At 56.6% G+C, this 12852-nt stretch carries 15 protein-coding genes and 1 pseudogene; 11 read left to right on the top strand and 5 right to left on the bottom strand.

Annotated elements, in window-relative coordinates; translation table 11 throughout:
* Nucleotides 1-195: pseudogene (locus tag NW816_RS12365) on the top strand (RNA-guided endonuclease TnpB family protein); the annotation flags it as partial.
* 40 nt (nucleotides 196-235) lie between these two features.
* On the opposite strand, the gene NW816_RS12370 reads toward NW816_RS12365, so the two are convergent.
* Together NW816_RS12370 and hpf are read right to left on the bottom strand one after the other, a co-directional pair.
* Nucleotides 236-976 carry an urease accessory protein UreF gene (locus NW816_RS12370; RefSeq protein ID WP_414409356.1) on the bottom strand — a complete coding sequence of 247 codons (741 nt, stop codon included), beginning with the start codon at nucleotides 974-976 and terminating at the stop codon, nucleotides 236-238.
* A 12-nt stretch (nucleotides 977-988) separates the two neighbouring features.
* Nucleotides 989-1561 carry a ribosome hibernation-promoting factor, HPF/YfiA family gene (gene hpf / locus NW816_RS12375; protein ID WP_011434101.1) on the bottom strand — a complete coding sequence of 191 codons (573 nt, stop codon included), beginning with the start codon at nucleotides 1559-1561 and terminating at the stop codon, nucleotides 989-991.
* An 877-nt stretch (nucleotides 1562-2438) separates the two neighbouring features.
* Here hpf and NW816_RS12380 point away from each other — a divergent pair.
* From NW816_RS12380 to NW816_RS12395, 4 genes are all read left to right on the top strand, one after another.
* Nucleotides 2439-3731, top strand: a complete 1293-nt coding sequence (locus NW816_RS12380) for an aminotransferase class I/II-fold pyridoxal phosphate-dependent enzyme (protein WP_414409357.1) — start codon at nucleotides 2439-2441, stop codon at nucleotides 3729-3731.
* Nucleotides 3732-3898: 167 nt separating this feature from the next.
* The gene (locus NW816_RS12385; protein WP_414409358.1) at nucleotides 3899-4705 is read left to right on the top strand and encodes a PPC domain-containing protein; all 807 of its coding nucleotides are present in this window, start codon (nucleotides 3899-3901) and stop codon (nucleotides 4703-4705) included.
* A gap of 323 nt (nucleotides 4706-5028) precedes the next feature.
* Complete coding sequence (locus tag NW816_RS12390; protein ID WP_414358077.1) at nucleotides 5029-5235, top strand: hypothetical protein; 207 nt, start codon at nucleotides 5029-5031, stop codon at nucleotides 5233-5235.
* Between the two features lie 28 nt (nucleotides 5236-5263).
* Nucleotides 5264-5527 carry a TMEM14 family protein gene (locus NW816_RS12395; protein WP_414358080.1) on the top strand — a complete coding sequence of 88 codons (264 nt, stop codon included), beginning with the start codon at nucleotides 5264-5266 and terminating at the stop codon, nucleotides 5525-5527.
* Here the strand turns inward: NW816_RS12395 and wecB are convergent.
* The gene (gene wecB, locus NW816_RS12400; protein WP_414358081.1) at nucleotides 5516-6691 is read right to left on the bottom strand and encodes a non-hydrolyzing UDP-N-acetylglucosamine 2-epimerase; all 1176 of its coding nucleotides are present in this window, start codon (nucleotides 6689-6691) and stop codon (nucleotides 5516-5518) included. The genes NW816_RS12395 and wecB overlap by 12 nt on opposite strands.
* A gap of 913 nt (nucleotides 6692-7604) precedes the next feature.
* Here wecB and mgtE point away from each other — a divergent pair.
* The 3 genes from mgtE (at nucleotide 7605) to NW816_RS12415 (ending at nucleotide 10085) form a co-directional block, all read left to right on the top strand.
* Entirely contained in the window at nucleotides 7605-8984 is a 1380-nt protein-coding gene (gene mgtE, locus NW816_RS12405; protein ID WP_414409359.1) for a magnesium transporter, read from the top strand.
* A gap of 168 nt (nucleotides 8985-9152) precedes the next feature.
* A complete protein-coding gene (locus NW816_RS12410) occupies nucleotides 9153-9356 on the top strand; it encodes a hypothetical protein (protein ID WP_238376758.1) in 204 nt (67 codons plus the stop codon).
* Between the two features lie 27 nt (nucleotides 9357-9383).
* The gene (locus NW816_RS12415; protein ID WP_414343268.1) at nucleotides 9384-10085 is read left to right on the top strand and encodes an MgtC/SapB family protein; all 702 of its coding nucleotides are present in this window, start codon (nucleotides 9384-9386) and stop codon (nucleotides 10083-10085) included.
* Nucleotides 10086-10089: 4 nt separating this feature from the next.
* On the opposite strand, the gene NW816_RS12420 is transcribed toward NW816_RS12415, so the two are convergent.
* Entirely contained in the window at nucleotides 10090-10713 is a 624-nt protein-coding gene (locus NW816_RS12420; protein WP_414409360.1) for a TMEM165/GDT1 family protein, read from the bottom strand.
* Between the two features lie 411 nt (nucleotides 10714-11124).
* On the opposite strand from NW816_RS12420, the gene NW816_RS12425 reads away from it, so the two are divergent.
* The 3 genes from NW816_RS12425 to NW816_RS12435 all read left to right on the top strand — a co-directional run bounded on the left by NW816_RS12425 (nucleotide 11125) and on the right by NW816_RS12435 (nucleotide 12198).
* A complete protein-coding gene (locus NW816_RS12425) occupies nucleotides 11125-11247 on the top strand; it encodes a hypothetical protein (RefSeq protein ID WP_011429573.1) in 123 nt (40 codons plus the stop codon).
* A gap of 23 nt (nucleotides 11248-11270) precedes the next feature.
* The gene (locus NW816_RS12430; RefSeq protein WP_414343270.1) at nucleotides 11271-11672 is read left to right on the top strand and encodes a YraN family protein; all 402 of its coding nucleotides are present in this window, start codon (nucleotides 11271-11273) and stop codon (nucleotides 11670-11672) included.
* A gap of 289 nt (nucleotides 11673-11961) precedes the next feature.
* Nucleotides 11962-12198, top strand: a complete 237-nt coding sequence (locus tag NW816_RS12435; RefSeq protein ID WP_414409361.1) for a hypothetical protein — start codon at nucleotides 11962-11964, stop codon at nucleotides 12196-12198.
* Here the strand turns inward: NW816_RS12435 and NW816_RS12440 are convergent.
* Entirely contained in the window at nucleotides 12195-12737 is a 543-nt protein-coding gene (locus tag NW816_RS12440; RefSeq protein ID WP_011429576.1) for an NYN domain-containing protein, read from the bottom strand. The genes NW816_RS12435 and NW816_RS12440 overlap by 4 nt on opposite strands.
* Nucleotides 12738-12852: the final 115 nt, after the last annotated feature.

The following is a 12852-nucleotide window of genomic DNA, read 5'->3' on the forward strand; positions in this document are numbered from 1 at the left end:
CCTGCGCAATCCTATCGCAGTGGGAAGCAGTTTAAGTGTGGGCACTGTGGATGGGAAGGGGATGCGGACTGGAATGGTGCAAACGTAATTGCGCTCTTGGGGGCTGCCGTAAACCAGCCTGGAGGTCCGGGCTTGTTTTGTTCTGCCGAGCGAAACAAGCTCAGGGCTACTGAAAGCCCGCACTCTTTCGCTTGAGCGGCGCGGAGCGCTTTGCATCAGCATGAGTGTGGGTAGTTTACGATTGAAAAAGGCGGGAATAGAGGTGTTGGTGGGCTTGACAATCCCGTTCTTGTAGAGGGGTGAAGCTGCTTAGGGGCGGCCAGCCGAGGGAGAGGTTTGGCCTTTCGGCTCGCTTCATGACCGGCAGAATCTCCTGATGCACCACTGCCTCGATCGGCTCATACAATTGGGCCAGCAGGCTTTGCCCCTCGGTATGCCCCAAAGGCACCAAGCGCACTGCCGCCGAGACCAACCCAGTGAGGGAGGAGAACAAGAAGGCACGCAGGGTATCTTCCAACCCAATGCCCGCCTGAGCGCAGATCCAGCCAAACACCACGGAATGATGCAGTGGATCCCCCTCTGCCTTGGGGACAGAGATTCCCCAGGTGCGTTCTGCCAGTTGAGCTAGGCGTTTCCCCAAATCTAGGCTGGCTTGGCGCGGTTCTGCCGCCCAACGGGTTGCTTGCAGTTGCTGCTGCAGTTTCTCCACTCCTGACTCGGCTCCCAATCGGGACAGACGATGGGCCAAGGCACAGGCTCTGCCCTCGGTGGGGGCTAGGCCCATGTGTAAAACCCCCAGCAGATATTGCTGCACCCTGGCCCGATCCCGAAGTTGCCCCGCTTGAACGGCAGCTTCCAAGCCCCAGGAGTGGGAATAAGCCCCAATCGGCAGGGCAGAATCGGTGAGCTGTAGCAACAGATAGAAAGTGCCGCTGGATCCTGGAGAAGTAAGTTGGGAGGAGAGCTCACCACGCATCTTCACCAAGCCTTAGCGGGGGCGGATCAGGCCATAGCCGCCATGGTTGCGGACGTAGATAACGTTGATCTCGCCATTTTCGATATTGCGGAAAACGTAGAAGTCGTGATCCACCAGCTCCAACTGGTGCAACGCTTCCTGAACCGTCATGGGTGGCATGGCGAAGTATTTGGTGCGCACCACCTCTGCGGGTAACTCCGCTTGCCGTTCCGTATTTAGCGGATCGGTGACGGGCTGCTGGGCCACTGCCACGGAGGTTTTGGGGGTGTGGCGGACGCGGTGAATGCCGTTCCGTTCTTTGTATTTGCGCAACTTGCGGGCCAGCTTGTCGGCCACACGGTCGATGCTGGCATAGAGGTTTTCGCTGCTTTCTTCCGCCCGGATCACGGTGCCATTGGCGTAGACGGTCACTTCGGCAGATTGGCTGGCACTGATACGGGGGTTGCGGGCTACCGATAGATTGACATCAACCTCACTGGTGATCTGGGCAAAATGACTGACAGCACGCTCAATTTTTTCTTGAACGTAGCTGCGGATGGCGTCGGTAATCTCGACGTTTTTCCCTTGGATCACAAGCTTAGTCATGAGGACTCTCCCAGTCATGTCGGTTTATACCTGAGATAGCGCCTCACCCCCACCTGGGATCCCTCTGGCTTTCGAAAGCGACCCCAGCTCACGGGCGACCTCAGCCCTTTAATTTGCAAAAACGAAGCCCTGTCATCAAGGGTGAGCAGATCGGCTTTGGGAGTGGCACTAACCTCTTGGGTTAAGTCTAAGTTAACATCTCTCTCTGGGATCTCTGCCAGAGGTTAAGAATAAATTTAGGCTCTCTTAATGTTTAAGGAGATCTTGAATTCCTGATTTTTCCCAAATCTTGGGAGTTTTGCGGATAAGCGGGATCCCTGTTATGCAAGACATAGACTCCTAGTTGGCCGTATTGGGTGCTTTTGGGAAAAGTTCTTTCGAGCTTAAGTCGCAAGTTCCCAGGTCAATGGGTTAACCCAAAAGACAAATCTATCATCAAACCCATAGACAGATCCAGCCTACTAAAAAGCTTTCCAAGCTGGATTTTAAGTTGATTAAACAACGTCTCTAACTCTGACCTGCTTTTGAGAAACCAAACCCACGCCGGACTGCCCATAACTCGGCAATCCAAATGCTCCAGTTCTCCGCTTACCGTATGTTGGTGTTACTCCACAGCTTAGCAGAATCTCGATTGGATGGCGCTTGATAGGAAAAATGAAGGGATATTGACATAAATTAAGCTTTTTATCAATATGGGGCTTTCAATTTGAGGGGTATTGTCGCTGTTGGTATTGGCTTTGGCAAGCCTGTTGTCCGCTGTTCCATGCCGTAAGGTTTCTATTCGGAGAGCTACATAAGAAGTTGGAACTCCGTTCTGCCGGCGCAGTCTTATTGGGAAGCTGGGGGGAAAAGACCAGCTCTTTTGGGGGTGGCTAAAATGCTACTCTCGGAATCGCCTTGGTGTGCGAAAGGTGAGGCAGACGGTGTGGGCGGAGGGATCCCGTTGAAGGCGGCAGAGCTTTTAGACAGAGCAGAAGAGGCTCTACAGGAGCAGTTTCAGGCGGTGGAGAAGACCCTCAGAGAGAACCTGGCGCGGGTGCTGCGGGCCTTTCGCGACCAGCGGGTGGGATCCCATCACTTTGCCGGGGTGTCGGGGTATGGCCACGACGACCAGGGGCGGCAGGTTTTGGATCGGGTGTTTGCCCAGATTATGGGCTGTGAGGCAGCAGTGGTGCGGCTGCAGATGGTGTCTGGTACCCATGCCATTGCCTGTGCTTTGTTTGGGGTGCTGCGTCCGGGGGATGAGCTGCTGGCGATTACCGGCCCCCCTTACGACACCCTTGAAGAGGTCATCGGTCTGCGGGGCTCCGGGCGGGGATCCCTACGGGAGTTTGGCATCGGTTACCGCCAGTTGGATTTGCGGGAGGGAACTGTCGATTGGCAGGCCCTGAAAACCGCCCTCAGACCGCAAACCCGCTTGGTTCACATTCAGCGCTCCTGTGGCTACGATTGGCGGCCCAGCTTTTCCATTGCCCAGATCGCCGAGATGATCCAAATGGTCAAAGCGCAAAACCCCGAAGTTGTGGTTTTTGTGGACAATTGCTACGGCGAATTTGTGGAAACCCAGGAGCCAACCCATGTGGGCGCAGATCTGATTGCCGGATCCCTGATCAAAAATCCGGGGGGCACCCTTGTTCCCGCCGGGGGCTATGTGGCCGGGCGGGCAGAGCTGGTGGAGCAAGCGGCCTGTCGGCTGACGGCTCCGGGCATTGGTTCTGAAGGGGGGGCGACTTTGGATCTCAACCGCCTTCTGTTTCAAGGTCTGTTCTTGGCCCCGCAGATGGTGGCCGAAGCGGTGAAGATCGCCCATCTGGCGGCGCAGGTGTTTTCTGATCTGGGCTACCCGGTCTCGCCTCTGCCTCAAGCTCCTCGCACCGATATCATCCAGGCCATTCAATTGGGATCCCCGCAAAAGCTGCAGGCTTTCTGCCAAGCGATTCAAAACAGTTCTCCTGTGGATTCCTACCTAACCCCAGTGCCGGAGGTGATGCCCGGTTATGCAGACCCGGTGGTGATGGCAGCAGGCACCTTTGTTGCCGGGAGCAGTGCAGAACTCTCTGCCGATGGGCCGATGCGGGATCCCTACACCGTCTATTTGCAGGGGGGAACCCATCTTGGCCACGGGCGGCTGGCTCTAGAAGCCGTCTTGCAAGCTTGGGAAACCCTGTAGGCCAACAGTTTGCTCTCGGCTGAAACAGCAAGGAAGGGGCAAGCCAACAACCTCAAAACTCAGCACGAAGTTGGCAGAAGTTGTCGTCTCTGACCAACTTTTCGCTCAATCAATCAGGGGGTAGGATCAGTCTACAGTTGCCATTCTTTAGAAAGGGATCCCTTCCGATGTTGAGCTTGTACCGTTCTTGCGTGTCTCCTCGCCGTTGGGGATCCCGTTTGGCTCTGGCTCTGGTGGCATTGGGGTTGGCTGGCGGCTGTCGGCTGTTGGATCGGGTGGGAGGGAGCGGCTTGCCGGTGGGATCTGCGCTGACCCGTTCTGCTCTGTGGAGAGGCAGCCAAACCGTGACGGGAGCGCTGGAGGCGGGAGATGAAGTCAGTCGCCAGTACGGCAGCTTTTGGGATGGGATCCCCATCACCGCTGAGCCGGGGCAGATTTTAATTGCGGCCCTAGAGAGCGAAGATTTTGATGCTTACCTGGAGCTGGTGGACGGCCAAGGGCGGGTGATCGGCTTTAACGATGACTCTGGCCCAGATGTGAATGCCCTGTTGGCGGTGCGTCTGCCGGAGGGAGGCACCTACACCTTGCGGGCCACCAGCTTTGAGCCCGAATCCACCGGCAACTACCGGCTCACCTATGTCCTCACCCAGATAGATTGGCAGCAAAGCCTATCGGGCCGTCTGCAGGAGGGATCCCTTCAGCACCCCGAGGATGGCAGTTGGATGGACGAATACCCCATTGCCGCCCGCGCCGGCCAGATCCTGATCGCTTCCATGACCAGCTCTGATTTGGATGCCTTCTTGCAACTGCTGGATCCGAGTGGAGAAGTCATGGCTTGGGATGATGACCAAGGTGGTGGAACCGATGCTCTCATGATTGCCTTTCTGCCCCGCACCGGCACCTACACCCTGCGGGCCAACACCCATAAGCCGGGAGAGGAAGGAGCCTATGGGTTACAGTACACCTTGCGCTAGCATCTGCTCCCTATCTGGAAGCTTGGATAAGGGGGCTTGCGGATCTTCTGGTGCTGATGTCGAGATTTTGACAGGAATCATCGTTTTTTAACGCCTAATGAATGTTGATACACGTCAGGAGTTGCCGGTTTACCCTCCTAAGATCCTCACAAAGCCGGAAGGGGCACTGCTTGCTGAGCTTTGTGGGAAAGCGTGACATCTTATCCTAAGTTGTGACGGAGCCGAAATATTGTCCTCGTGGATGACGTCTTTTTTCTAGAATCAGATCGATGGCCTAGACCATTCTTTTGCAGTTCAGCCCCTATCTCCACAAAATGGATGCCATGACTCCTGAAATGGTACGCCAGTTTTGGTCTTTGGTCAGCGAGATTGGCAGGCCAGATTGGCTCACAAAGCGTGACGATGACTTGGTGAATCTGCTTCTGAGCGCTTGTCAAAAAAAACAGGCCCTCAGCAGTGTCGATGCTTCGATTCTCAACCGCTACATCAGCATTCGCCTGCCCTTGATTCGCGATATCCTTGTGGATTAAGCCCGGAGAGGACAAGGTTTTCCCCATCATGCTGACCGCACAAATCACCTTGCTGGTCTACGGGGCACTGCTTTTGGTGGGCGGAGCAATCGGCTATGTGAAGGGCAAAAGCTCCAAGTCTCTGGTCGGGGGGCACGTACTGGGTCTCGAACTGACTGAACTTGGCCGTGCAGTCCTTCACAACCAGCCTTTTGAGTACCGAGGGGCGAGGAGTGAGAAGGGAGGAGTGAGAGGAAGAAATCTCTTCTCTTTGCTCTCTCCTCTCCATGCTGGGCAAAGTTCAGCTTCGTAGGGACTCCGTCCCGCTAAAGCGACCAGTGTTGCGTAGTCTTTCAGAGCGGCTTTGCGGATTAAACCACCGCTCGATGATGTGGCAAATCTGCCGGGCGGCGGTGCCATCGCCAAAGGGGTTTTGGGCTTGGGCCATGCGGGCATAAGCTTGCGGGTCTGTGAGCAATTCTCGGGCTGCCTTCAGGATCCCTTCGGGATGGGTGCCCACCAAGCGGGCGGTGCCGGCGGCAATCGCTTCAGGACGTTCGGTGGTCTGCCTCAGCACCAGCACCGGTTTGCCCAGGGCAGGGGCTTCTTCTTGAATGCCGCCGGAGTCGCTGAGAATGAGGGTACAGCGCTGCATGGCACTCACCCAGAGGGGATAGTCCAGAGGCTCGGTGAGAAAGGCCCGCTCATGGGATCCCAACAGGGCTTGCAGGGGATCCCGCACCAAGGGGTTGGGATGGAGGGGCAAGAGAAGGGCAGTATCGGGAAACTCGGCCAAAATCTGCAGCAGAGCCTTGCCGATGGCAGTTAAGGGATCCCCCCAATTTTCGCGTCGGTGCAAGGTAACCAGCAGGACACGGTAGCGCTGCCAGTCCAGGCCGGGAATGGGGCAGGGGATCCCTTGGGAGGCCACCTGCAGTAGGGCGTCGATGACGGTGTTGCCGGTGCAATGGATGGATCCCACCACGTGGCTTCGCTTCAGGTTGTCAACGGCTTGGGGGGTAGGGGCAAAGTGCAGGCTGGCCAACTGAGAGATCAGGCGGCGATTGGCCTCTTCGGGGAAAGGATTGTAGAGATCATCGGTGCGCAGTCCGGCTTCCACATGCCCGACCGGGATGCGGTGGTAGAAAGCTGCCAAGGCAGCCGCAAAGGCGGTGGTGGTATCTCCCTGCACCAAAACCAGTTGAGGATGTTGCTCTTGAAAGTAGAGTTCCAGGCCCCGCAAGGTGGCTTCGGTAATGTCTGTCAAGCTTTGGCGGGGGCGCATGATCGCCAGATCCCGATCCGCTTGCAGACCGAATAGCCGCATCACCTGATCCACCATTTCCCGATGTTGTCCGGTCAAGATCAGCTCGGTGCGCAGATGGGGACTGGCACGCAGGGCTTGAATCACCGGGGCCAGCTTAATGGCTTCGGGCCGTGTGCCCAAGATCACGGCAATGAGGGGAAGGGAGGCCATAAGCTCAAGGACATCGGCGCCTGTAGAAGATGGGAAGAGCTGACCCACTCCGCGCAGCTCATTGGGGCAAGGCTACTGAAAAAACAGAGGTGGCGAAGGGTGTGGGTTGCTCAAGGTCGCAAGCCACCGGGGTGTGGACTCTGCTGAGTCAGGCTGAGGGCAATGTCGAGACGAGAGGAACCACGAGGGGGCTATTGCTGCTCACTCCGATCTTACCCTCAAGCTGCTCCGCCGATTGTTCACCGGATGAGCTGGAGAAAAAGGGTTGACGGGATCCCACTCCTGCAACTAGCCTAAAGGGGGCTGAAGAGATCCTCTTCTGGCTGTCCGGGTTGTTTCGGTTAACCTTTTTGGAGGAAAACGTTCAACAGCATGGACGCTTCCGGTAGTCGTAGCGCCAGCCACCAGTGGATGGTCTTCGAGGAGCACGTTCTTGAAGATTGGGCTCTTACTGGTGTCTTCCTTTTCCCCGCTGACAGCTTCTGTCGTCGCTTGAGAGGATCCCGTTTCGCCAACGCGAAGGGGTGGGAGAGTTTTCCCGGCTAGCTTTTGACTTGGGTGGCTCTCTCAGTCGGCGACGAACAGATGAGCTGAGCAGAGCCTTACCTGAGCAATGGGTTTGTGCAGCCCTGTTCAGAAAAGGGGAGATCAGGAGTAATTCCGAGGGGATTCCCCTTGACTTTCCCGTTGTGGGTTTTGGGGTTTCCGCAGGCCTGGGGATCCCTTGGAGTCCCTTTTATCGGCTTGGGCGCTTGCGATCCAAGCTGGGCTTGGAGGCCTGGCGCTAGACCTACGGCTTGCTGCGCGGCCATCCAAGGGTTTCAGGGCTTCCCTGTGAGCCTCGGAGCACCGGTTGGCTGTTGACCTCCTGGTTCTCTTTATCCCGGCTGACCCCAACGTTCGGAGGTTTATCATGCGGCACAACATTCTTCGCGATCTCCTAACCCCTGCTTCCTTGGAAGCCGCCAAGCGAGAGGCCAACCGCGCTCCCATTGCCGAGCTGGTGCAGCAGTTGATAGAGATTTCACCTCGGCAGCGGGTTTTGGCTTTCCGCTTGCTGGAAAAAGACAAAGCCATTGCAGTGTTTGAGTATCTGCGGCCCGAAGAGCAGGCCGATCTCATTCGCAGCATGGAAAGCCCAGAAGTGATCCGGCTGGTAGAAGCCTTACCTCCGGATGAGCGGGTGCGTCTGTTTGAGGAGTTGCCGGCCAAAGTAACCAAGCGCCTCATTGCCAACCTCAGCCCAGAAGCTCGGGAAGCAGTGAATATCTTGCTGGGTTATCCAGAGCGCAGTGCCGGTCGGCTGATGAACCTGCGCTACTTGTCGGTACGGGATACCCTCACCGTCGGGGCTGCTCTGGCCAGCGTGCGGGACTCTCAACTGGGAGACGATGAGCTGGATGTGATTTTTGTGGTGGACGATCAGCGGTTCTACAAAGGTTTGGTTCGCACCGTGCGCCTCGTGAAAGCAGATCCGGATTTGCCCATTCGGGAGCTGATTGAGGGATCGGATAGTGTTGCTCGGGTTACCGACCGGGATCTCCAGGCAGCCCGTTTGCTCAAAGATTCCGGCTTGCCGGCCATTCCGGTGGTGGATACGGAAGGGCGCTTGGTGGGAGATATCACCTTTGAAGATGTCATCAACTTGGTGGAAGAAGAAGCCACCGACGCCGCTCTGGCCCAAGCAGGGGTGGGCAGCTTGCTCAGCCGAGACAAGGTTTGGAGCGAGCGCCTGGTTAAAGGCTCCCGTTGGTATGCCGTCCGCCTGCGCATCACGTTTTTAATCATCACCTTGATTGGCGGCATGTTGGTGGGGGGAGTGATCGAAACCTTTGAGGAAGTGTTGCAAGCAGTAACGGCAGCGGCTATTTTCATCCCCTTGGTCATGGATATGGGCGGTAATGTCGGTACCCAATCCACCACGATTTTTGCCCGTGGCCTGGCCTGGAACCACATCAACGTGCGGCAGTTTTTCCCCTATTTGCTGCGGGAAGCCAGCATTGGTGGCATTATCGGTGTGATCCTGGGGGCCACGGCTGGGGTGATTGCCTACTTCTGGCAGGGGGCACCCAATGGGATCCCACAATTGGGTCTAGCGGTGGGCTTGGCTCTGGCCGTAGTGATCACGTTGGGGGCTATCTTGGGCGCCATTTTGCCCTGGGTGATGTTAAAGCTGGGCTTTGACCACGCTCCGGGAGCGGATCCTTTTATCACCACCATTAAAGACTTCACCGGACTCTGGGTGTATTTCATGTTGGTAGGTTGGTTGGTGGGCGTTGAAGTCGAGTTTTAAGGCCACCATCTCTATAGCTATTCCCGTGGGCAGTGCAAATCCATTCCGGGCTTCCCTGACCTCAGGGGATCCTCCGGGGGGGCCACGAAAGCAGCGAGCTAGGGAAGTCTCTCAGATTCTCATTCCATTCAATTTGTCCAAATCTATATCTTATTGAGGAGGTGTGCCATGACCTTGAAAGTTCTATCTCCCTTGGCTGCTGCTCAATTTCGGTCACGGCTGCAGCAGTATGCCTATCGGGTGGGCATAACCTGTGCTTTAGAAACAGGTGGTAAGCTGGCCCCAGAATCCGCCTTTGCTCAACTGGAAGCCCTCTGGCAAACCTTGCAACAGGAAGCCACTGCCCTTGGGATCCCAGATGAGGATGGCTAAACTTTATCCTTTCACGAGAACCGGAGCATGACCTGGATTGACTTCACCTTGCGTTTGGCCGTTGCCTTTGTCCTGGGATCCCTCATTGGCCTGGAGCGACAGTGGCGGCAGCGTATGGCCGGCTTACGCACCAACACCTTGGTGGCCACGGGTGCAGCTTTGTTTGTCATGCTCTCGGTTCTCACCCCTGATGAAAGCAGCCCGACCCGTATTGCGGCCCAAGTGGTATCGGGGATTGGCTTTTTGGCCGGTGGCGTGATCCTCAAGGAAGGAGCCAGCGTCCGTGGCCTGAACACCGCCGCCACCATCTGGTGTGCAGCCGCGGTGGGAGCCTTTGCCGGATCGGGGTACATTCCCCAAGCTGCCATTGGAGCCGGAGCTGTGTTGATCTCCAACGTTGTGCTGCGTCCACTGGGCTACCGCATCAACCAGCAGCCTTTGAAAGGCACAGAACTGGAACTGGTCTATGAGTGTTCGTTCATCTGCAAAAGCCAAGCAGAGGCCCACATCCGCGCCTTGCTCTTGCAAGGCATAGCTCCCACCCATCTCAAACTGCGCGCCCTCTACAGCGAAGACCTGGAGGACAAGCCCGATCTGGTCAAAGTCGAAGCAGAGCTGGTCACCCAAACCCGCGATGACCAGGCCCTAGAACTTGTCGTCAGCCGCCTCAGCCTAGAGCCAGGTGTGATCACTGCCCGATGGCGGATCATCGAACAGGAATTTGGCTGATCCCTCATCCTGCCAACTCCCAACCGGTCAGCAACGCAAACACCAGAAATAAGCCGCCCCCCACCCAATGCACGGCGCGTTCAGAGATGTGAGCTGCTAAAAAACGACCTCCCACCACCGCCAGCCCCACCATCAGCCCATGGCCAAGGGTAGCCCCTGCCCATACACTCAATCCCGGGTGGGTGGCCGCCAAGGAGACGGTGGCAATCTGGGTTTTATCCCCCAACTCGGCCAAGGCTGTCAAGCTAAAGGCTTCCCACACCACAGCCCAAGCACCGCCGCGGCCAGCCCCTTTTTCTTCTGCCTGCTCCACCAGCCTGAGGGCTTCTTCCTCTTCTTCTTTTTCCTGCTGGGGAGTCATCTTGCAAGCTTGCCAGAACATTCTTAGCCCAAAAGCCGCAAAAACCCCAGCCGATAACACTCTCACGCCCAGGGGTGGCAGCAGCTTGAAAAGCACCTTCCCGGCCACCACCGCCAGCAAGGTCATCACGGCCAAAGCCAGCCACGTTCCCAAGAAAACCCAGCGGCGCGGGTGTCGCATAGCCAGAATCAGGGGAGTAAAAAAGGTTTTATCCCCAAACTCTGCTACCGTAACCAACAGCAAACTTGACGCAAAACCAGCCCACATCGTTTAGCCTCCAACCTCTCTTGTGTGTGGAATCGGTTCACACCTAGAGGTGAAGGCTGGGAAAGTCAGACGGACTCACCAAGCTCACCTCTGCGTGAACTCAGTGAAAGTCTCGTCACCAAAGCAGCCTGCCGGGCTTGCTTTGTCTCTTGCACCGGGCTGTTTTTAGCCAGTATGTCGATGCAGAGGGCGGTAAGCCGCCTGACTACTCCCTTTCCGTCTGAATGGTAGCATGCTGAGCTCCCAGTGGGAGTCATTCATTCAAGCATTCAAGAAAAGCTCTCCAATGGGATCCCCCAAGACTTGCTGTGCCTTGGCCGATATCAGTGCCGCGCATCGCTTACCAGAGGATTGTGAAGGAGCGGCAGGCTATTATGATCACGGTTGAGGAGAAAATCAGGGGAAAACCACGTGGATGCAAAGTTAGTCTTGGTAGGGGTTGCTCTTGTCCTCTCTCTGGCAAGTTTCTACTTCGGCACCCGCAACGGCTTTTACGACACCGACAAGTATCACGGCAATGGCTCTGCTCATTAGAGCCGGGCGCTGGTGATTTTTTTATGGATCCCTTGCCCAGAAGGGCTTCCCTCCAGAATACAGGCAACGTCGGCGAGGGCTGGGTGCGGCAATATCTCTGTCAGCAGGGCTGGCAGATCCTGGCCCAGCGGTGGCGCTGCCCTTGGGGCGAGCTGGATCTGGTTGCCCACAAAGCTGATGTGCTGATTTTCGTAGAGGTGAAAACCCGTAGCCCCGGTAGCTGGGATCGAGGCGGGCTTTTGGCGGTTGGGATCCCCAAGCAGCGACGCTTGATCCGGGCTGCCCAGGCCTTCTTGAGCCAGCATCCCCACCTCTCCGAGTTGTCCTGCCGTTTTGATGTTGCGCTGATAGAACGTCGGGCCTCTGGGGAAGGGGTGAGCTATGCTTTGGTTGACTACCTGCCAGCGGCTTTTGAGATTTGTTGAAGCAAGCTTATCCGAGATGCTGTGGGAGCTTATGGCCGTTTCAGGTTAGGTGAGATGCCTGGGCTGCTGAGACAAGCCCTCTAGCCCCGCGCATTATTGCTCCGCAACGCTATTGCTCCACAACCCTGACGCAGTGTCCTAGTTTGAATCAAAATAACTATAAAGCTGGGCCAGCCTCTCCGACTCATCTGAATACGAAGAACAGATGGAGCTTTCTGGGGTCATTCATCATCCTCACTAAGATCCGGCCTGGGGATCCCTTCATTGGCTCATGATTTTGGGAAACAGCATGGAAGCGCATGAGTTCTGGGCTCGTACCGACAGCCAAGGTCAACTGATTTTGCCCATGCGGGCGCAGGAGCAATTGCCCAAAGATCGAGTTGTGCGGGTGCTGGTGTTGGTAGATGAGCAGGAGCTGGCTCCAGCAGAGGTAGCGGATCCTTCACAGGAGCAGTTGCCTACTGCCTCGCCAGATGAGGAGCATCTTTGGTATGGAGCTCCCACCGTTCCCTACGATGGCATTTAGCGCATGGGATCTTGGCCGGACAGCCGCCAGCGGTTTAGGCGCGAGAGGGTATCTGCATCCAAGTAGGCATCAATGCCCCGCTTGCTCGATAGCCGTTTTGGTTGGACGCGCCGGATCTGCTGCTGGGCCTGCTGCACTTCATCCCACAGTTGTTCTGCCGAGACCCATTCGGCGTTGTAGCCGCCAATCACCAACTGCTGGACACGATCGGAGGTAGCCACCCGTACCCGACACCCATCCCTCTGCAACTGGGCACACAGCCGTTCAATACAACTGTCGGCGGTCTCGCCATAGGAGGTATACAGGATCTCGATACCCGAAGGGGAGCGCTCTTGCCGGGCTGGAGTGGGTTGGGCGTAGGCATCGTACACCACGGTCGCCTGGTAGCCTCGGAAGGCCACATAGTTGGCCAAAGATTCCACCAAGCGCAGACGGGCCAATTCCATCAGGGAGCGACGCGCTAACTGGCTCAGGGTGGGCCAAGCTCCGATGATGTTGTAGCCATCAACCAAGAGGAAGGTGGGAGAGGAGGCTTGCATGGATGGCGGTGGATCCCTTGTCCGGGATCACACTTCTTAATCTTAATCTTTATCTTATTTTTAATCTTAGTACCCAGCCTTAAAGGTTACCCCACTACTCCGAATGCTCCGATAC

Source organism: Synechococcus sp. W55.1 (assembly GCF_047461655.1).
In the GTDB taxonomy this organism is placed as follows: Bacteria; Cyanobacteriota; Cyanobacteriia; order Thermostichales; family Thermostichaceae; genus Thermostichus.